At 53.4% G+C, this 25,330-nt stretch carries 19 protein-coding genes and 1 CRISPR repeat array; all 19 genes read right to left on the bottom strand.

Features of this window, described 5'->3' with window-relative positions:
• Positions 1–6 precede the first annotated feature (6 nt).
• The gene (locus tag H7A51_04365) at positions 7–1,209 is read right to left on the bottom strand and encodes a hypothetical protein (protein MCP5535453.1); all 1,203 of its coding nucleotides are present in this window, start codon (positions 1,207–1,209) and stop codon (positions 7–9) included.
• A 58-nt stretch (positions 1,210–1,267) separates the two neighbouring features.
• Entirely contained in the window at positions 1,268–1,414 is a 147-nt protein-coding gene (locus tag H7A51_04360) for a hypothetical protein (protein MCP5535452.1), read from the bottom strand.
• 68 nt (positions 1,415–1,482) lie between these two features.
• The gene (locus H7A51_04355; GenBank protein MCP5535451.1) at positions 1,483–1,686 is read right to left on the bottom strand and encodes a hypothetical protein; all 204 of its coding nucleotides are present in this window, start codon (positions 1,684–1,686) and stop codon (positions 1,483–1,485) included.
• 57 nt (positions 1,687–1,743) lie between these two features.
• Positions 1,744–2,615: direct repeats of the CRISPR family, unit length 30 nt; unit sequence GTCATCAATGCCTTTCGGCAAACATCCCTC.
• 187 nt (positions 2,616–2,802) lie between these two features.
• A complete protein-coding gene (locus H7A51_04350; protein MCP5535450.1) occupies positions 2,803–3,873 on the bottom strand; it encodes a TIGR02584 family CRISPR-associated protein in 1,071 nt (356 codons plus the stop codon).
• Positions 3,874–3,906: 33 nt separating this feature from the next.
• Positions 3,907–4,152 (bottom strand): hypothetical protein, encoded by a 246-nt coding sequence (locus H7A51_04345; GenBank protein MCP5535449.1) that lies wholly within the window; start codon positions 4,150–4,152, stop codon positions 3,907–3,909.
• A 1-nt stretch (position 4,153) separates the two neighbouring features.
• A complete protein-coding gene (locus H7A51_04340; GenBank protein MCP5535448.1) occupies positions 4,154–5,239 on the bottom strand; it encodes a hypothetical protein in 1,086 nt (361 codons plus the stop codon).
• 106 nt (positions 5,240–5,345) lie between these two features.
• Entirely contained in the window at positions 5,346–5,891 is a 546-nt protein-coding gene (locus tag H7A51_04335; protein MCP5535447.1) for a hypothetical protein, read from the bottom strand.
• A gap of 164 nt (positions 5,892–6,055) precedes the next feature.
• Positions 6,056–7,159: a type III-B CRISPR module RAMP protein Cmr1 gene (cmr1, locus tag H7A51_04330; GenBank protein ID MCP5535446.1), complete on the bottom strand. Its 1,104-nt coding sequence runs from the start codon at positions 7,157–7,159 to the stop codon at positions 6,056–6,058.
• A 12-nt stretch (positions 7,160–7,171) separates the two neighbouring features.
• The gene (gene cmr6 / locus H7A51_04325) at positions 7,172–8,131 is read right to left on the bottom strand and encodes a type III-B CRISPR module RAMP protein Cmr6 (protein MCP5535445.1); all 960 of its coding nucleotides are present in this window, start codon (positions 8,129–8,131) and stop codon (positions 7,172–7,174) included.
• Between the two features lie 366 nt (positions 8,132–8,497).
• A complete protein-coding gene (gene cmr5 / locus H7A51_04320; GenBank protein ID MCP5535444.1) occupies positions 8,498–8,887 on the bottom strand; it encodes a type III-B CRISPR module-associated protein Cmr5 in 390 nt (129 codons plus the stop codon).
• Positions 8,888–8,899: 12 nt separating this feature from the next.
• The gene (gene cmr4 / locus H7A51_04315; GenBank protein ID MCP5535443.1) at positions 8,900–9,850 is read right to left on the bottom strand and encodes a type III-B CRISPR module RAMP protein Cmr4; all 951 of its coding nucleotides are present in this window, start codon (positions 9,848–9,850) and stop codon (positions 8,900–8,902) included.
• A 32-nt stretch (positions 9,851–9,882) separates the two neighbouring features.
• Entirely contained in the window at positions 9,883–11,166 is a 1,284-nt protein-coding gene (locus tag H7A51_04310; GenBank protein MCP5535442.1) for a hypothetical protein, read from the bottom strand.
• A gap of 3 nt (positions 11,167–11,169) precedes the next feature.
• A complete protein-coding gene (gene cas10, locus H7A51_04305) occupies positions 11,170–13,059 on the bottom strand; it encodes a type III-B CRISPR-associated protein Cas10/Cmr2 (protein ID MCP5535441.1) in 1,890 nt (629 codons plus the stop codon).
• Positions 13,060–13,561: 502 nt separating this feature from the next.
• Positions 13,562–13,927: a hypothetical protein gene (locus H7A51_04300; protein ID MCP5535440.1), complete on the bottom strand. Its 366-nt coding sequence runs from the start codon at positions 13,925–13,927 to the stop codon at positions 13,562–13,564.
• Positions 13,888–15,948, bottom strand: coding sequence for a BREX system Lon protease-like protein BrxL (gene brxL / locus H7A51_04295; protein MCP5535439.1), 2,061 nt, complete (start codon positions 15,946–15,948; stop codon positions 13,888–13,890). Before brxL ends, H7A51_04300 begins: the two co-directional genes overlap by 40 nt.
• A gap of 13 nt (positions 15,949–15,961) precedes the next feature.
• Entirely contained in the window at positions 15,962–18,502 is a 2,541-nt protein-coding gene (locus tag H7A51_04290; GenBank protein ID MCP5535438.1) for a PglZ domain-containing protein, read from the bottom strand.
• A gap of 240 nt (positions 18,503–18,742) precedes the next feature.
• Complete coding sequence (locus tag H7A51_04285) at positions 18,743–20,137, bottom strand: putative DNA binding domain-containing protein (GenBank protein ID MCP5535437.1); 1,395 nt, start codon at positions 20,135–20,137, stop codon at positions 18,743–18,745.
• Positions 20,134–20,781 (bottom strand): DUF4062 domain-containing protein, encoded by a 648-nt coding sequence (locus tag H7A51_04280; GenBank protein ID MCP5535436.1) that lies wholly within the window; start codon positions 20,779–20,781, stop codon positions 20,134–20,136. The genes H7A51_04285 and H7A51_04280 overlap by 4 nt, the downstream gene beginning before the upstream one ends.
• A gap of 3 nt (positions 20,782–20,784) precedes the next feature.
• Complete coding sequence (gene pglX, locus H7A51_04275) at positions 20,785–25,326, bottom strand: BREX-1 system adenine-specific DNA-methyltransferase PglX (GenBank protein ID MCP5535435.1); 4,542 nt, start codon at positions 25,324–25,326, stop codon at positions 20,785–20,787.
• Between the last annotated feature and the right edge of the window lie 4 nt (positions 25,327–25,330).

The raw sequence follows: 25,330 nt of genomic DNA, 5'->3' as shown, positions 1-25,330 counted from the left end.
CGGGGATTAGCGGTTTAACTGCTCCTGCACTGCCCGCTCCAGCGCTGCGTTACCGTCCTGCTGAGAACCGTGCGCAGAGGCATAATACACGCGCTGAGCTGATGGAGCCAAAGGGCGGACATAAATGACCTGACACCGGTGAAAAGTTATGCGTTGACCGGCAGACAGTCGGCGTGGCGCACCCCGGTCAGCCCAAGCCGAAACCGGCCCGTCAGTCCAGACGACCGTGCTTCGGCCATTGACAGTGCATCTGAATATCTTACCTCGGTAGAGCGGAGCAGACCGGGGGGCTGCGGGTGGTGAAACCCTCGCTGTGGATGGCCCGGCTTGGGACGGGCGGGTGATGACAGGGCGGTTTGTGCCGGGTGCAGGATAATTTTTGGGGGAAGCCTGCAGATGTTTCAGGCGGGCTTTTTCCTCCTCAAGGCGTTTGCGCTCTAACTCATGGCGCTGGCGTTCCTCGATGAGGGTCTTCTGCAACGCCTGCTCACGTGCCAGGTGGTTCTTCTCCTCACGGGCTTCACGCTGGGCCTCCTCCTCCTTTTTGCGCTCCGCTGCCTTCTTCTCAGCTTGCTGTTTCTTTTTCTTTTCAGCAGCTTCCCACTCTTGGCGGTCCGCACGGGTAACCGGCTTGCTGATGGTGGCAGTTTGCGGTGTAGTTCCCGGGCGGTTCCAGAAGGCCTGGCTGCCGTCGCTCTCGCGGGAGACGAAGATGACGGCTGAGCCGTTGGGCGCGAACCATTGTGCGGTTGCTGGATCGCTGCGCTCCATGCGAACTGGCAGCCCGTCTGCGTCCACGCCGCGGATGGTGCGCAGCAGCGGGATGAGGCTAGCCAGGGCTATGAGGATGAGGGCGGCATAACTTAGTTTTTTTAGGTTTTGGGAGGAATCTCCGAAAGGATTGATGCAATCGAGGATAAAGCGCAGAACCAGAGGGACCAGGGCAAAGGTAAATAGCCATGGAAGAAAATCCCCAAAAAAGTCCATGAACTCCGCTGATGTGCCCGCCGCCTGGGTGATGGACACCGCTTTGTCTGTGATTTCACGGTGCACAAAATAAACTGCCAGGCAGTAGATAATCAGGCCAATCACGAACAAGGGTATGCCGACGAAGGCGGCGAACTTGCTGATGGCTTTGATCACGCGGGTGGCGATAGTCCACGCGCTTTCAGTGTGTTGCTTAGAGGTGGATGAGGATTCCTGTTTCATAATGATTAGATGGGTAGGGGATTATGGGGGTTATAGTTGCGGTTGCGTCGAGTCGATCTTAACGTCGGGATTTCCGGGAGGCGTTCATAATGACGCCGATCAGGCTACGGACTTCCCAAATCGTATAGATTAAACCGACGAAATAGAGGACGGATTTAATTAACGAGCGTTTTTTGGAGTGGCGCGATGGGGTGATGTTTTTCATGGCTACAGTATATGACGTAGTGCTGACCTTGGGCAAGTGGTGTGATGTCGGGCGGATGTCAGGAAGATTTAGAATTTCCCGAAGCTTCTTGCATGAGCACCTGCACAAATGTGATGGCGAAAACGATCAGGAAAAACCAGGTCCCTAATCCAGTGCAGCGTGCTTTCTCCGGATGTCGGTATTTCCGGTGCGGAAAGCTCGTTTGCCAATGTTGTTAGGCGAGCTTCCTGCCCGGTAATAGCGAGGTGATGGTCAGGTGTGACGTTATTCATGGCTGTATGGTATGCCACGGATACCCCTGAAAGGGAAACTGTCTGACGTCACGGCGATGTCCGTAACTCCTTCGGCAAACATCCCTCTCGGGACCAGCGATGACGAAATCCATGCTGTTGCATTCACTGTAATGTCATCAATGCCTTTCGGCAAACATCCCTCTCGGGACTTTAACATCGTCTCTCCTTTTCATAGGCCACAATGGGAGTCATCAATGCCTTTCGGCAAACATCCCTCTCGGGACAGAGACTCAGGATCCTGATGGGGATTGTCCTGAACAGGGTCATCAATGCCTTTCGGCAAACATCCCTCTCGGGACTAGAGGTGACTGCTGTGTGAGCGACTGGGGATCGGCTAGTCATCAATGCCTTTCGGCAAACATCCCTCCCGGGACGTGGTGGCTCCTGTGATCCGCCTGTTAGTGTTCGCGGAGGTCATCAATGCCTTTCGGCAAACATCCCTCCCGGGACCTCTCTGGAGTGAGAGTCTCTGTTCCTGGAGCAGTATCGTCATCAATGCCTTTCGGCAAACATCCCTCCTGGGACTGAGGTTCATCCTCGCCACGCACGCCTGAACTCGCCCGAGTCATCAATGCCTTTCGGCAAACATCCCTCCCGGGACCATGACAGACCAAAACCAGTTCCTCGTAATCATCGCCGCGTCATCAATGCCTTTCGGCAAACATCCCTCCCGGGACTCAAGTTATGAAAAAGAAAAGGAGACGCCAAGCCGCCAAGGTCATCAATGCCTTTCGGCAAACATCCCTCCCGGGACACTATTGAAAATTAAGACAATAATCACCCATATCCGTCCGTCATCAATGCCTTTCGGCAAACATCCCTCTCGGGACCAGGTCAATGAGCTTGAGGATACCCGCAAACGGTTGGCTGAGTCATCAATGCCTTTCGGCAAACATCCCTCTCGGGACTGCACCTATCTTGAGTCATTGATCCTCAAGAGTCAAGAAGGCAGTTTTGGCAGACCTCCAACTTGAGCATGGAATTTTTCACGGCGGGTGCAAGGTTTCACATCTCCCATATCAGTTTGATCATTCTTTATGAGTAAGTTATGGGTTTTGGCAGGCCGGCGGCGTTTTCCACCCCGATTGAGGTATGTCAACGGTGCACACGTCGCACGACATTAAGAACGAAAGGAGCTTGTTTCAGTGTCCCGCTGGCTGGTTGCCAAGGTGCTTTTTTGAGAGTCTGAGTTCTCAGGGCGCTGAGAATTTTTCTGAAATCCTCCTCATCCATGTTGGGAGGTGTCTCTCCTATTATTTGCCTAACACTATTGAGCCAGTCGTTGTAAGTATCGGCAGCCACAGCCTGGGACGGGGGAATGGCATTCTCCTCGTTGCAAGCCAGCAGGAAGTGCAGTAGGCTGAGCTGACGGATGTTTACGTTTTGATTGGGGAGCCCTCCTACCGTGAGGCAGTTGCCATTATAGTCGATCTCGATCGATACAGCATCCGCTGAATCACGGGCGAGTTGGCTACTGAGGTTGTTTTTCAGTCTGATGAAGGATCCTGGTAAATCGTCGAGGTCTTTGAAACGGTTGCGCAGGGGGACAAAGGGAACCTCGGCGAGGATCGGCACAGCTTTGTCCGGGGAGTGTATATTCTTATTCCAATCGAGCAAATCGCCGCCGGGCTGCCCCGGGAAAAAGAAGCCACGCAGGGTATCGTAGGGAGGATTCACCAGGATGTGTGTGAGTAGATCTGTTTCTCTGCCGATCAGGCTGACTGCGGCGTGCAGTAGTGCTCCCATGGTTTTTCTGCCCCCCGCAATGCTGGCGACAAGGCACTGGTCGCTGTCCCTCACCACATTCCAGACACGGGAAAAAATAAATTCCGCAGCCGCTGAGTTTTCTTCGGGAGTTTGAATGTCATCCAGATCGATCGATCGTCCCGAGCTGTGATCAGGGATATGAATGCACTGGACGGGCAGGGCGATGAGTTGCCCGGGTCCGGCCCCCACATGTTCTCGCAATGTTTCCCACACAGTTTTTCCTCCCCATGTTTTTAGCGGAGTGTGCAGAGCTTCCTTACAGGTATTTTTTCCCGTCTTGGTAGTAATGATTTCTACGTAGTTGGGAATGACGGGTGGGTCCATCTGGGCAAGTGCCCAGACTGTCTCAGTCACGATAGCGGGGGAGAGCCCGGTGGTGGCAAGAAGGGTGGTTTTCATAACGGTGGATCAAGCCTGAAGCGCAGTATAATTTTAGCGTGGATTGTGGTTAAAAATTACCACTGGGCCTGTCACAGGAGAATCATAAATCAGTATGCGGGCGATCCCATGCAGGGCGTGCGCAAGTCTAAGATAAAGCCAAACAGGACCGTGGCCGGTAATTGTCACATCTGAACCGGGCGGTGTCAGTTTTTTGATCTTATCCTCATAAACAGGAATATCTGTCAGCTTGGCTGTGCCCGTTTCAGCATAGAGTGATGATATGTCGATGGTAATCATGTTAATGTCCACTGGGGTTGGGTGCGTGTTTATTATGCACGTCATAGTAAAGGACCGCATATGGCTCATTGGTCTGAACGTATTGGAATATGGCCTCGGTGCCGATGGTGGCAGCAGCACCGGCAATGCTGGTAGTGGCTTGTCCGCCAGTGACATCGACGGCCACATGACCTTCCCCTACATCGGATATTTCCTCGGTAATGATATTCCTCAGAGCCGTTTTTAGTTCATTAAAATCTTCAAAAGCCAGGGCCTCATGATGCAAGGAAAGCGCACATGATGAGGGCAAGTAGGGAGCAAGCAATTTACTACACTCGTCCAATGACGCGTAGGAGCCTGGCGATCCGGGCATATATCCGGTTTTTGAACCTATGAGGATCACCTTCTTTAGCTCTTTATGAGGTTCTATAGCACGCAATAATTGTTGCCACTTCCACATCGAGCCATCTAGAGCATCTATGTCACTTGCTAGATTTTTTCCACTCAAAGTATATGTTACAGGCGGAGAGTCCGTTCTGGATGCTACACTGACAACGGCATGCACATCTGTTGAAGTCGGAAATTCCAGCGTGTGGTTCGGCAATGATACTGCGAGCACCAAAGTGTTGATGGGGTCCGGGTTATTATTGAGGTGAATATCTTCAGGTCCTTCAATGACACGAAGAATTTTTTTCAGAACCTTGTTAGTAGCAAGCAAGCCTAACACGCAAATACTTGAGATGAAAATTGGATGGGCCTCCAAAAAATCTTTCCCTAAAACGGCATGCTCCGACCATGTGGCAGAACAATAGGCTGTGACGATAATCAGGGTGGATAATAACCACAGAACGAAACGAATAAACAACGATTTTGGCCTGATATAGTGATGATTGAGATGATAGAGCGAGAACACCAAGGCGATGAGAATGGTGTAAACCACCGGTAATGCCACAATTGGGTGATGATGAGGAAAATAATCAGTTACGAGGTTCACCCAGATCGAGGTAGACGCACCCAGCCAGTGGCCGAAGAAAAGAACCATGACAAGTAATAAAAAAGCCCTCCATGGGAAAGTCGTTAGGTAGTGAGAGAAGGAATGGGATTTCATAGTGCTAATCGTAATGATGATTGAGTGGGTTGAAGAATGATAGATGTCAAAGTAATTGAGTAAGGCAGGGTTTAGCTTGTGTGATGAATAAATGGGAGTCGATCTTTTAGTTTAAGGACGAGGCAACATTGGGGGCTGCGGCATTTTTCCACAAGAGCCTAGTTTCTCTTGGGACGGGAGCGGACGTTTGTTCTATGCTATTCTCAAACTCGGCAAGCAAGGCTTGAGCAAGATCACCCTGCCCAAGGAGATTCAGAGAGCGCAGAATCCGGGTAATACGCAGATGATTATGATTGCCGTTGTTCAACCATTTGCGACTTTTTTCCTGCCAGTCGCAAGCGCGGTTGATATCACCAGCTACAACATCGTAGCCGTAGAAACCCAGCATACATTGTGTGGACCGGGAAAGGTTATCCTGCAGCACCTTGGACTCATGCTGATCAGTCAGTTCAAAAGCCTGCCTCACTTGATCAGTCAACACCGGCGCGTGGGGGTTATAGTTACTTCTGACAACAAGGGGAAACATCCACTGGATATAATCGTGAGTTTGCTCCAGCCACCGGGCATCCTGCTGCCAATAGCTGTCGAGTGTGCGCACCATGTGGTCGGGCGTTTCTAGCAAGTAGAAGGGCAGTAGCAGGTTCTCGTTCATGGATTTAGAGTCGCTGGGATATAGGTTTTACAAGGCAGAGACATAGCTGCGTGACTGGGTATTGTAAAACCTCATGACGTCATGTGGATGTCCGGCGTGCTCTGGGGTAATAGCTTTCGACAGGCAACGAGTATGTGATGATGCATGAACACGTGGACTGTCAGTCAGGAATTGAAATCCGTGAGGTGATTGTCAGCCTTCATGGCATCATATAATCCAAGCGAAACGTCACGGGAAGTGTGGTTAATATATACTATCTTCCCAGCTGGCCATTTCTTGGAGTCAACGAAGATGATCAGGGCAGACCACGAACCATTGAGATTCTTGTGGGGACGTAATATGACGGGCGAAGCGAAACGGCCTTGTGCTTTCCTATTGATGGTATTCCACTCCCAATTTTTGGTTCCGTCTGCACGTTGGATGATGGGCAGCCCGAGTGCTGGTCGATACGCTGGGGATTGAGCTGCATTAGGTAGCCCATAACCTATGTCATGATCATTTTTCGCGTAGTTGAAACCTATGTTTTCGGGAGGGCGTCCTTGAGTGTTGCCCTCGTCACGTATGTGGTCTGCCGTTCGTCCGTATGAACGCCAAGATTTTAGCCAGCCACCAAGTGTTGAAATAGCGGTCGACGACGGATTTGTAGCCGACGAATCTACAGTTAGCTTTTTGATAAGGATGTTGTTTGGCGATTTGAATGCGCCAAATGCATCCTCCAGAGTCATGAGTCCCTTGTCTTTCGGGGCAACCGCCCCCATGGCACGTCTTGATCGGAAGCCAAGGGAACCGAGATTAGCGAAGATAGTCAGCAGAGCTTGGAGATTTTTTTTCTCTTGTCGTAACCCTTTCCAAATAAAAAGAAGGCTAAATGATGAACCCTCTAATATGACACCTTTTCCATCGTAAGTCGTTTTAACATGATTTTTTTCTCGTGATTGAATCGGGAAAGTCAGAAATGCCGAGTCGCTGAAATTCGCATGCCCTAATTCCTGACCATCTTTACGATTGGAGATGAGATTATGCGACACGACTCGTACGATCAGCTTGCTGCCGACGCCGTTATCATCACTATCATTGGCACCACCGAAGATGGCAGCCTCCTGTTCTCGGAGCGGTGTGTCCAACGATTTGAAACCGCCGAGAACACGGAACCACCAACGAAGTTGGCCGCGAATGGATGACGCACGGATTTCGGCCCGCTGGTCAGGTTCAGCTCCTCCATTGAAGCACGGGCTGATGATTTCGAGTTTCTGTGTGATCTGGATCATTGGATTTTGGGGTCAAGGGGTTGTCTCACTGGAAATCCATTCTTTTGGAAACCAGTCTGTTTTTTTCAGGCGTTTTTTCGTGTTGTTGTCTGCACGTGCTCTTTCGCGCAGGATGGGTATCCACCGTGCGTTCTTTGGGTTGCCTTTGATGATCTCGATTTCTTTTTTGAGCTGTGGGTATTCTCCGGATTTTGAAAGGCGGTCGAGAACCCGGTTTTTGAAGGTATCTTCGTTTTCGTAATCACCGAGGTCTTCGGGCGGTTCGTAGGCTTCATAACAGCCGTAGCCAGCTGCGGTTTTGGCTCCGATACCAAAGAGTTCGAGACCGTGCAGGAGCCAGATTTCGGCGCTGGCTAGATCCCCTTCCTTCAAGCGTGGGAGAGGAAGAATAGGGAAGATGTAGTGGTTGGGTGCAGACTGGGGTCTGACGGCAGGGAAATAGACCGGCACGGGGTCTTCCGTATCGGGTGCATCGTCATACCCCTGTTCGCCATTGTGATATTTAGTGTGGTGGGGTGTAAGGACATCTAGTTCGATGCCGGGGTCGCTCTTGGGCTGGGCTTCGATGAATGCCACGGTGCCAGCGAATTGTGCTGCGGCACGAATCTGCTCTTTTGCGGCAGAGATGATCTCTGGTTCATTGTGAACAGCCCAGCGGAGATCACTTGCGTCCCCTTCCCAGTCTGACTGAACCCAGCCAAAAACGCGGGCGATGGCGGCAAGCATATCCGCTGGTGAAGTAAAGCTTTCACAGCAGGGGGCGCAGAGGTCATCCGGGTGTGGACGTAACCGGGCTTCCGCAGGAAGTGATTCATCAGGATCGTTGATGTGATCAACCCAGTCGTGCAGGGCTTGCAGAGCCATGCGGCGAGCACAGCCCTTGATCGCCGAACCGGGAATAGTGGGGATACCAAATCGATTGAGGTGCAGGTTGGCATTTTCCATGACCCCTTCTCCCATGTTGACCATCATGCGGGAGATTAGACGGGCACGGACCTTGCTGGCGTTGCCTGGTAACCAAGCATGCGGGTGTTTAATAACGATGGACTCCGGATTTTCTGCGTTTGTAAATGGGGAGCATCGTGTAATTTTGTTTTCTATCTGGCCTTGCTTGGCAGGGTTCCTTTCCGCAGCGGCAGCCCTACCCCATGATTCTATCAAGTTTGTTATAATATGATGCCCCGCTGTGCAAATGCGAGACGCTTGAATGAACTTAGCTTCATCCAACTGTTCATCGATAAAAACGTATCGATCTTTGAGCAAGCTGCGACAATTGCAGTTCTGAGCCAGCTCACCAATCGCCTGCTTACATGAATTTTCTATGTGAATAGGCATGGCTTAGTCAGGAATTGGTGCTTGCACTGCATTATCATCGGCATTCATGTCCGCGAATCGTTTGAGAAAGCTAAAATAAGCGAGAGCTTCAGCAGTGGCTCTCTGGAGATTGACAGGAGAGTTGTTAGCCAAATCATTAGCAAATATAGAGAGGGTGTTCGTTTGTTGATTAGTGATGCCCTGATTCTTGAGATGATCCGCAAGTGACTCCATGGCCTTGACTTGGTGGGGTCTGTTTGCACCACCACCTTCGCATTTCACATAAGCGACGGTGGCGAGCAGCCCGTTATTGATGATGAGACAGGGAAGGCTGCTGATAGCAGAGCGTTTGAGCCTCTCATGGGAGCAGGCACTGAGAGCATGTGCAGCACGGATTTGATCGATATTGGTCATTTTTCTGAAGGTTTAAGCTGTTGGTGATGGTTGCATGTCTTGAAGAGTTGCTGAGCAGTAACCAAGACCAATGGATGCATCGGCTCCGAACTGGAAGACTCTTTGTGCAGCAACTTTTTTGCCAAACTCGGCGAGCGCGTCTGCATCTGTTTTATCCGCGTATTCGCCGTTGGGAACTCGGGATTTAGTGGCACGAATGGGGGCGTAGAAAAGGGTTTCTGAGGGGACATTCTCTTGATTGAAAAGTCCGGTCCCTTCAGCTGTGCCCGTGCGGTCGTCAATTCGGACGTGGGTGGCGACTTCACAAGCAGTACTGACAAAATGAGTCATCATATGATCAGATACAATTACGAGGCGCTCTTTGATCGACTCGTAAATCTCATCATCAACGAGTTTGCTCATTTCCTCTGCGAGGCTGGCGAGGTTACTGTTGATGCAAAGCGTCAAGGCATAGTCCTCAAGGACAATGGTTCCATCTAGATCAAGGGGGGCACCGCTTTGGTAGATGGCTTGGTCTTCTGCCGGGAGGGGCGTGCCGAGTTTGTTGACGAGAACACCTTCACGGTGAGCTTTGGCCAGGATGTGTGGGCAAGTTACCCATGCATAGGAGCCTTTGGCCGAGCGAATTGGGAAGGCTAACAAAGTGGCCTCCGAGAATAGGAGTGAACCAGCGAAAGATAGTTCCGTAGTGTCCGAGCCGAAAAGCCAGGCAGCGGGATCAGCCATTTTGACAATACTCTTGTCTCCTTGCTTTTCTGTGGTGAGACGGGACGCTTTACCGTTGTCATCAATTTGGCTAGCTGGCCACTGGTCTGTGAGCGATCCCTTTAAGCTGGATCCAGGAATGATGGGGAACTGGGTATGTCGCTCGCGTTGAATGGGTTGGTCGATGGCGCCAACGGATGATCCGGCTCCCACGTGCAGGGGTGTGCGGGTGAAGAGGTAGAGTAGTTTGGTTTCCATAGGATTTGGTTTGTTAGATTATTTGAGCTTGTTTATTGGTTATGTGGTGTCCAGGGGGAGCAAACGCCGAGGCCGTAGCCTTTTTCTCCGAGGATGGTGGATCGGCGATTGATGATGTGTTGGGGGTTGGTTTGGCAGCCGTGCCAGTTGAGTGCGGCGGCGAGTTGTTGGGCCGCAGTTTCGTCTTCGTCGCAGTCGAAGTAGTAAACGGCACCCGCCGGGACTGCTAGGTGGGTGGCTTTGGCTCCGAAGTCGTTGCCGTCTGTTTTGCCGAGTGACCAGCCGGTGACGGGGATCGGGCGGGGGATGATGGCGGCGACTAGCTTTGCGTCGATGGGGTTACCGGGTTCAAGCTTTTTGCGTTTGGCAGCCTTCACGCCCGGTCCGTCAAGAAGCATGACTTGTTTGGTGTCAGGATTAACCCATGACGGGAGCCAGCCGCCGGGGTGGGTGTGCTTCCCGCTAGTGGCCGGGTAGATAGCCGGTGTAAGGAGCGTCCATCGGACCAATGTGCCAGTAATCTCCGGAGCCATGGGCAAGACGGTGGCGGTGAATGCATTTCTAAGCAAGGTGCAGGTGCGCTGCTGACCGCCGGCGATGATGTGGTTTTCATGGCCGGAGTTCTGGAAAACCTGCTCCAGCAGATCAGAGTTTTCTTTATCATCACAGCGGGCGATCTGGCCCAGCTTCCAGTCTTTCTTCAGCCTGAGATAGGATGCGGAGTAAAATGACTCTCCGTCCTGGGTGCCACTATCGGCATCGATCCCGATGCCGATGTTGTGCTCGGCAGCATAGATCGCCTCGTCATTCAGGTAGTGCTCCTTTGCAGGTGATTCTCCTCCAGTCAGGTAGGCTTCGAAAGCGGATTTGCTCAGCCATTTTTCCGCCTTGTCCTTGCTGGGCGGGAGGGTGTTCAGGGCGGGAGAAAGCCCTGTTTCGAGGCTGGAATGAGCGCCAATCGGAGTTTCCAGCAGAGGCTTGTGCGTAGTGACCGAGGACTTGCCCTGGTCAGCATCTGCCGGACGGGGAAAGAACCATTGTCCATCTGCATTTACCGGGAAAGGCCCCGCTGATTGCAGCGAGCCGAATTGACGACCATCCTTCTCTCGGTCTTCGGAAATGACCTTGCCATTGCGGTGAGCGCGGTGGGTATGTGATTTCTGGCCGGAACGGTGGAGTGCGGCGTGGAGTGCCGAGTCCAGCACATGAGGCATGGGCCATGCCGCACCGTGTCCGGCATTGGCACCTTCCATGGGGCGGCCGTCCTTAAAGAAGAGAACGTCGGTGGGTTCGTAGAGTAGTTGATGTGTAGACATGGCTTAATGAGTGGCTGCTTCCTGTGTGTTTGAGTTTTTGTTAGCTTCCTTTTCATCGTAACCGCGAGCCATCCAGGCAGCAGTGCGGAGGAGGTTGATGAAGCGTTTGAGTTTCTCTGTGAAATCTTCCGTGTTGATTCCGTTCCAGTAGTCGGTGAAGTGCTCGAGCTTGGTTTCCCCAAGAGCTCCTCCTTCATTGCGTTTAAGGGTGTGGGCGACTTCTTTTTCAAGGATGTCTGAGAAATGCTGAGCGAAGTTCTCATCAGTGGCGATGGACTCGGATTGCGGTAAGTAGGGCGTGAGTTGGGCCTCCAGCTTATGAGGGAAGCGGGTCTTGAGCTTTTTCCCTTTCAAGTCCTTTAGCAAGGAGCCAAGCAAGCTGATGCCGGTGTTATCCCATCGGCTTCCCCACTCCAGGATTTCCCCGGAACGCTTGTAGATGGTGATGGCAACCGCACCACGGCCGTGACCTCCTTGATCCGGTGAACACTTCGCGCGCTTCTCGGCAGCTTGGGCGGCCTTCACGACATCCTGCAGCGGCGCCTTGTAGTGCGCGATGGCGATGCCGATGGAGGCATTCATTTCCTTATATTTCTCGGCGTTCTTACCTTTGAATGCTGATATGAACGCGTCCTTCAGATCGAGTGCGCAGTCGAGCGCATATCCCGCAGGCACCATGGCGAGAACGTCGTCTCCACCAGAGTAGATGAGTTTGCCAACCGAGTCTTCGACCAACCCGGCTGCTTGATTGACGGAAAACTCATTGAGGATGTCTGAGAACTCCCTGTGGTCGTCCGGGCTCATTGCACGGTCAAACTTCTGCCCGGAGATCCATTTTCCCATCTCATCACCATCCATGGCGATAATGGCGAAGTATTTATCGGATTCGGCACCTTCTTCGTTACCTCCATCCTTCTTGTTGTCGTATTTGGCGATGCGGTGGGTGTTGGGCATCGGGTGTTTGCTCCTTAGATCATCGGGGGTAAGATTGAGTTTGGGTGCGAGATGGAAGACGTCCCAGAATCGCTTGATGACGCTGGAGGCACCGAGCATTTCCCCTTTCTTGAGGCCTCCCTCTTTATTCAATTTGAGTTGACCAGCGAGTTCTTTGACTTGGTTCTTATCAAGTTGATTGGACACGACGAAGACCACCTCCTCCTTGCCATTGAGAGTGTCTTTGAAGAATTTATTTCCGGACTCCCAACGTCCTTTCCGCCAAGCGTTGAAGCTGCGGAGCGATTTGGCGCCGTCCTGTAGCCAGGAAATGGAGGCATTAAGCGGTCCCCAGAGTTCATCCAAGGAGGAGCTTGCTGAGACGTGTTTGCAAGGATCAAACTCTTCGTTAGCAGGCAAAGAATTGGCGAAAGCGTAGGCGTCTTCGGCGCTCGTGACAGGGAGGGTTTGCCATTGGACCTCGAGAAGGCGTTCGGCTTGGCTGATGAAATTATCTTTATGGAAGGATGCTCCCGCTTTAAGATTATTATTTAGTCCATTGGCGACATCAGTGGCTATGGTTTGGAGTTTATCGCGCACCGCATTTTTGAGCTCCTTGGCGTAGGCTGCCGCGTCGACACTTTCGGGAAGGATGGCGAGTAAGCGGTTGGGGAGTGTGGGTGTTAGAAAGGCGGAGATGTCACCATTGTTGGTAGATTTAGGAGTGCCGTTTACCAGAGGTTGATCTGCAATGTGCGGAAACACCACGGCAGCAGTTTCGTGATCGTGTTGTATTTTACCGAGAGCAGAGGCAATCAAGGTTGAGAGTAGGTAAGAACCGCTCCAGAGATCCCGAGTGGTGCGGGCGGCGGCGATGAAGTCTTGAACCGGGCCGATGCTAAATAACAGCAATGTTTGGTTGGCAATAGTTCTGGCAGAGGAATCTGGAGGCGTGGGCATGATAGAAAATGAAAATATTCGTGCCTAGCTACTGCTACTAACGGCCACATGGCAAGTATAAATCCCATCTCTGACGTCGTTTGGACGTCAGCCCTTATTGATCAGAGCTCAAGGGGGGGAGTAAGGCTCATATTCATGCGGCTTTCAGGGTATGCCATAATCATTTTCGTAGTCTTGCCCTCGCTCAAGGTATGGATTATATTTTGAGGCGAAAATGTTAGCATGGGTTGACAATGCCTGACATTCGCTGTTTTCCGGAATCAGAAGGAACACCTCCTCTTCCGCTCGGCTGATTTGGGAACAACTGATCGGGTTGTTGGCCGTCGAGTCGGCTTGTCCTGTCTCGTGGAAGTCGGCGACCCGGGTGCCAGTGGTATTCAGCCTGTCCCCGGGCGGCGGGGCGGCGGCCTCACGCCATCAACGATGCCGGCGGTGGGGGGAGCGTTATCTCCGCAGGTGCCGAGGGGGGCGTGCCATGCTGCTCCGCCGGGCGGTTGTGGCGTCAGGCCACATTGGCTTGCTCCTCCGGTGCGGCATCCGGCCGGATCTCAAACCACGCTTCGCCGTCCTCCTGGGTCATGGGTCTGCGGTAGTGCTTCTTGACCATTGTGGGGCTGTTGCCCGCCTGCTCGGCCACCTTGTTGATATCCTGCTCCTTCCCGAGCAGGTAGCTACAGAATGAATGGCGCATCACATCGGGGGGCCAGGTGTCGATAATGCCTTTCTTGATGAGGTCTTTGCTGACCGTCGCCGATGCCGTGGCCATGGCGACCTTCCCCTCGGGTTTTCTGTAGGGCAGAAGCCATTGCATGAGGTTCGGCTGGAGTTTTACAAGGCCCTGCGATAATTGATAGTAGTCTCGGTGCATTGGCGGAGATTGAGTTCGTTGGCTCCGATTTCTAACCAGTCGTCGGGGCGTTGGTAGAAGTCCAGACCTCGGCCTAGGGTAATGGTCCAGCCATTATCGAGTTCGATACGGCGGTCGTGGAGGGTTTCGCTCATCGTGACATCGAGTTTGATGCCGTGCTCGGCTAAACTCTTGGCGATAGCGATGATCTTAACTCCCGCTTCTTTTTTCTCCTCATCGTCTTCGTAAGAAGTTGTTAGGTGGATTTCTTGCACGGTTCCGGCATCGACGCAGACTTCACAGAAGTGGAGGAAGTTGGTGATTTGGTGGGGCCGTCGTATGTAGGGGTCCTCCAGCTGTACTTTTTTGGCACCTTGAAGGTAGTCTAGGAAGAGTGTGCGATAAGAAAATCCGCGGTCGCCGTGGAAAATACGAATCTCCTTTTCTTTCAACGTCGTTGGTTCAGGTGGAGATAATTCTGCTACTGGTGACTGTGTTGCAGCTCCTACGTCAGCGGGAGTTATTTTCTGGAGTGGAGCTGGGGCATCGGGGATTTCATCATCAGTTCTTCTTGGGGATTGTGTCGCTTCCACACCTTTCGATTCTGGACAGTCGACGATAACTTCTTGATTGTTAGAGTTGGTGAATCCAAGGCTGATGTTGGCAAACTCGTCATCTTTCTTACGTTTGTTGAGCTGCTCTTTGACCCGGCGGCGTCCCTCGATGGCGTAATGGATATACTCATCCAGTTCTTCCGGTGACGGATCGCACCCGGGATGTAGCATTTTGCAGAACGCGGCCACGGTCTTGATGACAGCTGTTTCATCCCGACCCTCGTGCATCTTGTTGAGCTGAAGTTTACTCTTGATAGGGGAGAACAGATTGACCTTTGAAAACAAGTGGTGGAAAGCCTCTGCCAAGTAGTCAGTGATGAGGCCGTAGTTATCAGTGAGTAGTTTGCTGCTGTTAGGTGGGATTTCCCATCCTGGCATGTAAGTGTGGAAACGGTGGATGACAGCGAGGTCAAACTCTTTGGGTAACGGTCGGCAGAGGTCGTGTTGTTCAGAGGCAACAAGCTGCTCGATGGAGTCATCGATGTTGCCTACGAAAGACAAGCTGGCAGGAGCCATCACCTCGGCTCCCAGATTGAAATGACCGTTGGCCATATAGTCCTTGAGGATCTGAATAGTGCCAGGGTCCTTGACTTTAATGCCGGCTACCTCATCAAAGGCGATAGTGTCCCAGTAGCCGATGATACCCACTTGGCGACGTTGTTTGTTGTAGAAGAGGGTGGCCGTGGTGGTCTGGCCTCCACTGATCAGGGTGGAGTAGGGGGTGAATTCGCTATAGACGTAGGATTTACCTGTTCCACGCGGGCCTAGTTCCAGGAAATTATAGTTCTGTTCAACGAGGGGGAATAGCCGTGCCAGGAAATGGAATTGTTGCCGCTGGGTGAGTTCCGTTGGCTCTAGCCCCAGGGTCCTCAGGACGACGGATAGCCACTCGTCACGCGTGAAATTGGATCGGCACTCGCAGTAGTCCTCGAAGGAGAAACGAGAAATTTGAATGGGTCTGAGGTCCTCGATGTAGAAGGTGTAGTCGTCCTCCTCTACTCCATTGTATGCCACCGTTACTTCGCACCAGAGTCCACCTTCAAGTAAACGATTGTTATCCCGGTAGTGGCGTTCGTTGATGGCAATGCGTTTTGAGCCGAAGTTTTGCATCTCCGCCCAGTGGCGTTTTTCTTTCTCGTTGTGGTGCACATGCACCTTGTCGATGTATTTGTGTTTGCCTTTTTGCTGCACCATCGACTGGGCTTTGTTCGCCTCATTGGGGCGGACGTAATTGAGCTGAATGGTCTCGGTGACGGCTTGAAGACCGGCATTGATTTCATCCGGGTCATCCGTGGCGCAGTATTTTGCCAGCAGGAATTCCAGCACGAAAGTTGGGATGTTCGTTCCCTTTTTAATGCGCTGAACGAGATCCTTGCGGACGCAGCGGCCTTCAAAGGTTTCATTGAGTTTGAGATCGATGGGGTCTATCATGGCAAAATAGTTAGGCGATGTAATCGGTGTAGAGCTTTAGCTTGGCCTGCTTGCCCAGTGGCATTTTGGTATCGGGATCGATGGCGCGTAATTCGAATTCCCCGTTGAACTCCTCGTCCATGATCAATGTCAGTTTGGCAAAGCTCTGGGGGGGCATTTGCACGTAATTGGTTGATGGATCGACATACTGGCATGGAGCGGGCCGTCCGACGACCGCTTTCTTGTGCACAGCCTCCAGTTGGAAACGGACATGGTCGCCGGCAAAAAGTCCTTCTTGGTGAATACCAATTTCGATCGAGGGCCTCCGTGTCATGATCTTCTTCGAGTTACCCTGCTTGTAGTTCAGATTGACCTCAAAGCCACCTGCGGAGAACGCATCGGAGCAGTCCTTCGATTTGAGGTTTACCGAGATAGCTGGAACAATTGACTCTTGCGGTGAGAATCCCTCGTGGAAGTAGCTTGAACCGAGTGCGAAGACACCCAGGTTGCGTGGCACTGCGTAAGTCGGAAGGTCTGTTGGAATTCCAACCTGTGCCGTGGAAAAATGAACGGAGGTTGGGGATGCATCACCACTGCCAAGAAGACAGCGGCGCTTTTTGAGTTTCCAATCTCCGGGCGGAACGGGACAGCTGTCTCCCTGATCAAGGTCATCGAGCCAATGGAAACCGTGATCGGTGGCAATCACCGCCTTGCCAAATCCAGCTTCATCCTGGAGACGGTTGCAGGCAGTCAGAATCATGCGCACGATTCTAGGTATTAAGGTGCGTGCCTGCATCACATTGATCTCGCCGGATTCATCGATCTCAGTGCTGCGCACGACCAGTAGGTCTGTGTTTGAAAATTCATCGAGGTTTTTCTTTCCGATCAGCTCGTCGAGTTTGATCATCGAACAGCGCTCGCCGTAGACTGATTGGAATACCTTGAGGCGTTCGTTTGGGTTTCGAGCGAATTGATCGCCGACTTTGGGCTGGACCTCGCTTTTTTCCGTCACGAGACGGAGATCAGTCTCTGCTCCTGGCAAGAGAGCGGCCATGCCAAAGCGGGTGACACACGGTAGCTGGGCGCAGACGGCTTCGGTAGATACCTCGTGTTGTTCTACCAGTTCCTGTTCGATGCAGATTCCCAGCTCGAAGCGGAGGGCATCGATCATGAAATAAACGACCCGGGTCTTCTGTTCGAGCAGGGGAGCGACCAGACGATTAAAGGTTCCGGAGTTCGCCTCCATACCAGTCAGCGGCCAGCCTTCGGTTTCGACGGTCGTGAGGAAGGTTTTTTGTAGCTTCAGTGCCCGCTCCTTGAATGCGGTGCGAGCCAGGTCGATGATTCCGGTGACTTCGTTAGAATCGCCGAAAACATCCGCGACGGCCTGTTCCATCTCGCGATGAAGGGTGTCCAACCGTCTGAAATTGTTAGAAAAGAAATTTACCAAGGCATCGCCCTTGCTCGTTAGTTTAGGAAGCTCGGAGTCGAGTTCATCGCCGAGTGTGCACAGATCGTTGGCAAGTTCAGCAATCCGCCATAGTGATTGGCGGCTTTCGTGATTCGCCCATAGGGATCCCTTCCGCTGAGTGAGGATCTCCCCACTGATATTACGATCGCCGCTTGAGAGTGCCTGCTCGAAGCGTTTCAGGAAGGAGCGCTCTTCAAAGGCAAAGGTGTCGCGCTGGCCAAGATCATGGATGTCCTCGCAGATTTTCTCCAGTCCGAAGCTGGTCGAGACACGCTCGGCCTCGGCGATGTAGCTTGACTGGCTTGGGGTGTAATCCCGGAGTTCTTGGCAGAGGTGGTTGATCACGTCGATATGCTCGCCCTGGGCCCTGGGGATCTCTTCCAACTCTTCTGGCAACCCCTCGGGCAGGTCGAAGGCAAACTCGCTGAAAAGCAGATAGTTCCAGAGCTTCTCCGAAAGGGTCTTCCAGGTAGTGGCCTTACCGTAGATGTCCAGACCGAGTGAGGACTTCACCAGCGATCGGAATTCCGCTGCCCAGTCATCAGAGGCTTCGAGCGTTTTTCGCAGGCTATCATCGGCCAATAGGAAACGGCGGAGGATGGTTGTGAACTCGTCGGTTCCAAAGATCGTCTGCAAGTGGGGTGTGGCTGTCTTGCTGGTGCGAAGGGCATCGATGAGCGATAGGTCGGGGCACTCGGTGTTCTCGAAGAGTTTATCGACCTCGGCGGCTCTTGATGGGACAAATTTCTTTGCCAGGCTGCGCAGGGAATCCCCTGCGCCGTCGGGAAAATGGCACCCAGCCAGACGGAATGGCTGGTAGGGGTCGGCCAGGACATCCATCATCTCGGTAGGAAGGTTTTGGGGGACATAGACCAGCAGCCGGGTCTGCAAGGACTCATCAGCACCGACGGCGAGCCAGGCATCCCAGGCCTCAAGACGGGATCTCATGGAGGACTCGGAGGTGTCCACGACATGCAGCTCCTTGAGGTCGAGCAGAGCCAGGGCTCCGCGCAGGGCTCCTGATCCATCGTAGATCACGATGGATCGATTTGAAGAAAGACGTTGCTGCCAATGATTGGCGATGAATTTAAGAAAGCTCATGTGGGGTGATTGTGTGAACTAAGCAGTTGGGAGCGCGACGAGGCAATCCTGTTTCCTGCTCTAGTATTACAGCTGCTCTTTGCCGATCATCTAAGGAACCGGGCAGAATACGGAAGTGTGTCTTTAGGTCGAAATGTCGTGATTGTGTCGCTATTTGACAGCGTTTTGACAGGAAGACCTGCAAAATCAATCGGTCTATCAGGTCGGCAAGGTGGGTTAATGTCGTGATTATGTCGTCTTTCATCGCGGTAGTTCCCGACTTGTTCGTATATAGTGAGCTGATCGTCCTCCTCCCTGGAGACGGAGTAGATCAGCCTCCCGTAGTTCCTGGAGATCTCGCTGGGCCTGGCGTTTTGTGACTTCAGGGGCGAACTGCTGGATGTATTCCTGCAGGCGGATCGTATCGCCCGGTTTAAGTTTCTCCAACATGCAGAGCTGCCGCTCGCCGAGTTGAGCTGCCGGAGCTTCACGAGAGGTCAAGCTATAGAGCGTCACGGTAATGCCGTCCTGATCCACCTTCCATGTTGGGGCCGGAATCTCGGCTTTGCGGCAGTCCTCGATCATCCGTTGTGTGCCGCGTCCGATTTGTTCCATTAAACTACGGATAAAGAGAAAATTGGCGATATCAGGGTTCCTAGGAATCGAGGGGTGGTTACTGCGTAGCCTGCTAGCTGTCCATCCATCTGGCAGCTTACCCGAGTTCCAAATTTCCACCCGGTCCGGATACACTAAAACCGAGGCACCACTGGAAAAGCTACTGTAGTCCCGGTGCGCCAGCGCATTCACCAGGCCTTCTCGAACGGCGTTGACGGGGTAGGGTGCAACGTTCCTCCTCTCAATAGACTCGGGCAGAAACATCGCGGCCGTAGAGGCATTGCGCTGGATGAATGCCACCGCACTGGCGAGCACGTTTGCCAGAGGCCCATTGAAATCCCCTTGGTCGAGATACTCGTCACCCTGTTTGTCGGATTGGAAAGCATAGGCCCGAAGTCTGACCTGTGGATGCCGCACGGCTGGCTGCTCGCCGAAACAGACGTCTGCAGCATTGGTGAGGACACCATTACTGAGCATTCCAAGTTCTCCCAGGACGGTTTCGGTCGAGTCAGTATCGCTAAACCGGAAACGACCTTCTGCCATAGCCTTTTGAACAGTCGTCTCGATCTGCTCATGGTGGAGATCTTCGATGGTGAGTGTGGGCGAACCTCTGCGCTCCCATCGAACCGCTTCCGGAGCTTGGCGTTGGAATATTTCTTGAAGGTCTTCAGCGTCGGCGGGCACGGTGGTCCGGCCTCTGCGGAGAAATATCCGCCCATCGTGTAAGAAGGGCATGTCCCTGCCACCAGGGACCTCGATCAGGATGACTTGGAGGCCGTAGGCTTCCTCGGCCGTCACGGAGAGTAGAGGGCGGGGTGAAATCACTTTTCTCAAATAGAGTGCTATTTGATGGGCGAAATTGACTGGGTTGGGTAGTCCGAGCGGGTACCCGTTTTCATCTACACCAAGCACGATGCTGCCGCCTCCACTATTTAGTAGGGCGACGACGTGAGTCGTAATCTGTTCGTAGTCCTCGGCGGAGCGCAGCAATGCCAACTCTTTCGATTCGCCCTTTTTGATCTGTCGTTCTAGTGGCGTCATAATTTTCCTCCTTTCTTTTTTGTCACTTTCTTGACAGCTCCAGAATCACCGAAGTTGTCACTAATAAATGCCTCCGCCTCTTGATAGCGGCGGAACTGGCTCACTGCGAACAGGCTAGCTTCATCGATCGATCCGAACTTCTGAACCCAGTTGCCCGTTCGGTCACGATAGACTTCCACGTCTTGGCGAGTCGCCAGATCATACATGTCGAGGATACGTAAGTCCTCAAAAATGGCCGACCGCTTTAGCTTCATTTCACCTCGTTTGAGTTTCATTTCCTTGCAGACGTTATCAATGAGGGATCGGGCAAACACGACGTGATCGTGTGCTAGAATCCATCGGGGCTTTTTCTCGGCAATCGCCATCCGCAGCTCCTCGTGAACAATCGAGTCATCCTTTGGTTTCTCTTTACCACTGCCGTAGCGTGGCAGGATGATTCCAAGAAACAGATCGCAGTCCTTCACTGCCCTGCGGCAGCTTTCCAAGGCTGTGAGCTTAGGATCGACGGGCATCGTTCCCTTGTGCGACATCCAGACCTCGTATCCTAGGGTTGATAGAGTGGCGTAAATGCGATCCAGTAACTCCTCGAAGCCGTAGACGGCGGAGGATACCATGAGGATCGGCTTTTTTTTCTTGGCGGCCATGGATCAAGCTTGGTGTTGTTGAACGAGTTCTTGGGCGATCTGATCGGCGTTTTTCTTGGGCTGCCAGACGAGTTTGCCTTTGTCGTTTTTGACTTCTTCCCACAGGGCATCCTCGTGGCCGTGGGCGATGGCTAGGGAGCGGTCGGTGGTGCATTTTGGGATGACTCTTTCCGGCCAGAGGGTGTGGGCGAGGTGGGCCCAATCGTAGTCACCTTTTTCGAGGCTCTTCCAGGTGGCTTTGAGCTTGGTTTGCCAGGGTTTGAGGCGGAAGAGGTTCCAGAGGGGGGCAGCGGTGATTTGGACGCCGTCGTTGAGGTTGGGCTTCCAGGGGAGGTTGGCGATACGGAGGAGTTCGTCGCGGAAGACTTGGAGCTCGCCGCTGAGGTCGGCAAGGCGTTCCCAATCCCTATTCTCCCGGGCGCTGCGCTGGTCGCCCTTGGCGGTGAGGCGTTCGAGTTCGCGGCCGACGGCGGTGATCTTGGGTTCGATGAAGTCGGAGACGCAGGTGTAGAGGGTGTCAGGAGTGAGGCGGTGGTAGTAGATCCAAAGGGTGTAGCTGCCGGACTCGGTGGAGAGGGGCCAGTAGATGGGGGCCTGACGGCGGCTCTTGCTGTAGCGCTTGAGGTGGTCTTTGAAGAATTTGCCGCCGGATTTCTTCTCGGCGAAGTAGTCGCGCAGGGTGCGGACGCCGAGGATCTCGCAGGCTTCTTGCTCGATGGCGGCACTGCGGTCACCCCAGATGACGGCGAGGGCGTCGCGGACGCGGGCGACGATGTCCTCGGGGTGGCCGGGATCGGAAACGAGGATGCCGGGCCAGGTGATGGGCAGCGGGTAGTCGTCGGGCACGTCGGCGGGCGCAGCGGGCAGGCCGTCGGCGTTCTGGAGCATGCCGGGCGGGCAGACGGGCAACGGATCGAAGGGGTCGGGCAACTCGGGCGGCTGGCGCTCGCCGGTGGCGTAGCGGATGTCCCAGCGGCCGAATACAGCACCGATCATCCACAAGACTAGAGGACCACAGATGTCATCATCTGGTTCCATGGAGTCTGCAACCTCCTTAAGCGTATCTCCTTCGTGGATCGATTGTTCGATATCCTGTTCGGTCTTGATAGGTGCAGCTCCGTAGATATCGAAACATGTAGAATCTATCTCTTGATCGATTTCTCCGCACCTGCTCTGCAATTCTAGGTGTTCTGAAAACCGGCCGTTTGAACTCTCACCCAAGGTTGAATTGCGCCGCTCTACTGTGCAGGGAATTAGGAAGCTGTGCGAAGTTTCGTCCCCATCACCAATTCGCCTCCACAGTTTCCAAGCCTCATATGCGAGCCTAGCTAGACGGTCTTTAGATGCGGGGTCGAGTTCGGGAATTGGCATGCGCTGCATTATCCCAACGTCGTAAGAACGGGCCGCAGCGTCAGCTGCCCCAAGATTGAGTGAAAAGAGGGACCTGAATACACTCGAGTTGCAGAGCGAGAGTAAGGCAAGTCGCTGTTCCCTATCCTCTACAATTAGAGCTGGTCCCTTAGCCGAGAAAATGCAGCCAGCTGGAAGCGCCCGAAGCGATAAATCACTGCTGGTCCGGTGAGTCCACGTGAGACCTGGCAGAAAATAGAAGTCATGGCCGTTAATGGCAGCCGTCCAATTCGGCCCCCATCCCTTTGATTCACGGTAAGCAGAAACTAGCGCTTTTAATTGGAGTCCATCTTTCGACCAGTTCAATGCCAAATGTGGATCAGCGTAGAAACGAGCGAAATCACCACCTTTAACAAATCGGACCCATGATGTGTCGGTAGTCTGCGCACGAGTGTTCTTTATTGAGGATGTTGCGATCTCCCAGCGAATTCGAACGAAGCGGAAATCGTCCAGAGTGTAGGGACCACGAGCAGCAAAACGATCTGATGTTTTGAGCGGAGAATGCTTTTCAAAAGCGGCCCGTAGTGAGTCCGAAACCCAGTATGCAAATGGTGAGCCTGGAACCATCTTGAACGATGACGGGGCACATTCGAATCTTTGACCTGCAACCGCATCTTGCGAGGATTTTATGGAGTTAAGGAGAGCTGATGCCCTGTCTTCAGCGTCGACAATTCTAAAGAATGTGCTCGAGTTTCGATTTGTTCCACCGAGGCAGTATGCAGCCACCTCCACCATTGCGTCATCCAATACCCCGTGTCCTAAATCGGCAATAAGGTTTGGTGGCGACAATGGTAACAGCAACTTTTCACGCCAACGTGTGAATGACCGAAGGAAAAACCCGGTTCGCGAAGTTATCGCACCGAGTAAGGCTCCCGAGGTGAAGAGCTGGATCCCACGATCAATGAACGAGGAGTAGATGTCGCTAGAACTACGAGGGAATGTGTTTTCAGCCCATTTTTTGGTTGTCTTCGAGAAGGCACCAAACGGCGGATTCATCACCACCGCGTCGTAGCGTTTTCTGCAAAGATCGATGAACGCGAAGCCGTGCGCGGCGTCTTCGGCAAAGAGGCGCCGTTGGTAGTCGCCGGCTTCGGCGGACTCGGCGTAGTCGCGCAGGGCGGCGTAGATGCGTTCTTCGGCGGTGTCGAAGAAGTCGGTGGCCAGTGGTCGGTGATCGGTGGTCAGTGCCTTCTCGACGCCGGTAAGCTCTTGTTGGGTGCCAGGACGGAGGGTCTGGTTGAGCTCTTCAGTGGAGAAGAGGTCGCGTTCGGCGGCGCCGAGTTTCTTCCACTTGGTTTTGGCGTCATCGATGGCGGTGCGGATTTCTTCCTCGATCTTGAGGAGGGTGCCGGCCTCGCCGGCGAGCTGCATTTTGTCGAAGACAGTTTTGACGAGTTCGCCGAGCAGGGGTGGGTCGAGGGTTCCGACGAAGTCTTCGAGCATGGCGTCGCTGCCGGGCATGGGCTCGGCGCAGACGATGTTCGAGCGGCGGACGCGGGGGCGCTCGGCGGCGGGGGTGTCTTTCCAGGTTTTCTGGGCGCGGAGCCAGAGGGAGAGGCCGGCGATCTGGACGGCGCGGGGGTCGATGTCTACTCCATGCACGTTGTTTTCGATGATAAGTTTGGGCACATCGAGCATGAAGGCCTCTTTGGACGCGTAGAGGTCGGTTAGGGGTGCATGAGAGTTTTCAGTGATCAGTTGGCAGTTTCCAGTGCTTGCCAGATCCCAGGCTTCTTCATAGATGGCCTCGAAGAGATCGAAGGCGTAGAGCCCGAAGTGCATGGAGCCGCAGGCGGGGTCGAGCAGGCGGATCTCACGCGGGTCCTTGATAGCACGGTGGGGAATTAACACAGGTCGTTTCAAGAGTTCTTCTTGAGATAGGCTCTGTGAGTCCAGATGTCTCCTTATCAGCTCCTGAAAGTATTCTCTGGCGAGTGCCAGTGACTCTTTGGCATAGGGACTACCTAATTGCGAGTTGGTGAGGTAATGGGTGATTACTGCCAATCCCCAGACAAGATTCCATTTATTGGGATGGTCTTCTCCTCGGAAAACGGCGTTAGTAACATCGTCCAAGAAGGAATTGTCGTTAAGGTCCCATCGTTCACCGAAGTAGCTCTCGAACGATTTGTAAGCAACAATGCCCTTGAGGAGGGGAAAGGATCCATCATCGCCCTCTGCGATGCGTTCGAGATTTCCCCGAAACAGATCGGCAATTGCATCGGTTTCGAAAATATCATCAGGAAGATCAGTGTCTTCCCCATATAACGAACGATAAATTTCTTCGATCGGAGCGAGAAAAATTTCGTTGGGTCGGCGGACGAGGTAGCGGCATTGGTCGACGAGGCGGGTCTGGCCCTGGGTCATCTCATACCAGATACGGCCAAGGGTGTTGTCGGTGAGGAACTCGACGACGTAGCGTGGGGTGAAGAACTGGTTACGCACGGCGAGCTCACGGGAGTTCCGGGGGGCGGCGGAGGCGTCGCGCATGGCTTTGCGTTCCTCCTTACTGTTCCAGTATTGGTAAATCCAGCCGATGGTCTCGTCCTCGGCCCAGAGGTGCTTGATGTCGGCATCGCCGAGGAAAGCGAGAACTTCCTTGAGGCCCGCCTCGCCCGGGAAGAGCAGACCGTGGGGGCTGAAGCGATCGAAGAGCACACCGAGGTCGATGGAGAGTTCATCGTAGAGGCACTCCAGGTAGGTGACGTAGCGCTGGTGGGCATCGCCGAGATCGGTGCCGGCGTTCATTTCAAAGAGCGTGAAGCCCTCGGACTTGGTGCCCTGGCGCACACATTCCAGGACGATGCCACGCTCCTCGGCCATACGGAGGGCGGCGAGACGGTTGAGCACCGTGAAGGCCTGCTCGCGGAGCAGGCGGTCGATGGCATCCTTGCGTCGCTGGGCTTCGCTACCGCTGTTGCTCTCGGCATAATAGTCGATGACCTCGTGAAGCTGGCGGGCGGTTTCCCTCTGAGATTCGTTGAGGTGGGTGAGGGAACCCAGATCTGCCACGGTCCCTTCCTTCGGCACGATACCGTAGAACTGTTGGAACTGATCGGAAAACTCCTCCACCAAGCGCCCACGGCAGCGGGTGACGAGGGCGGCGAGTTTATTGCGGGTGGTGGTATCGAAGGCCATGGCG

The sequence above is a fragment of the Akkermansiaceae bacterium genome (assembly GCA_024233115.1).
GTDB lineage: Bacteria > Verrucomicrobiota > Verrucomicrobiia > Verrucomicrobiales > Akkermansiaceae > Oceaniferula.
This window is presented reverse-complemented; position numbering and strand designations above follow the sequence as displayed.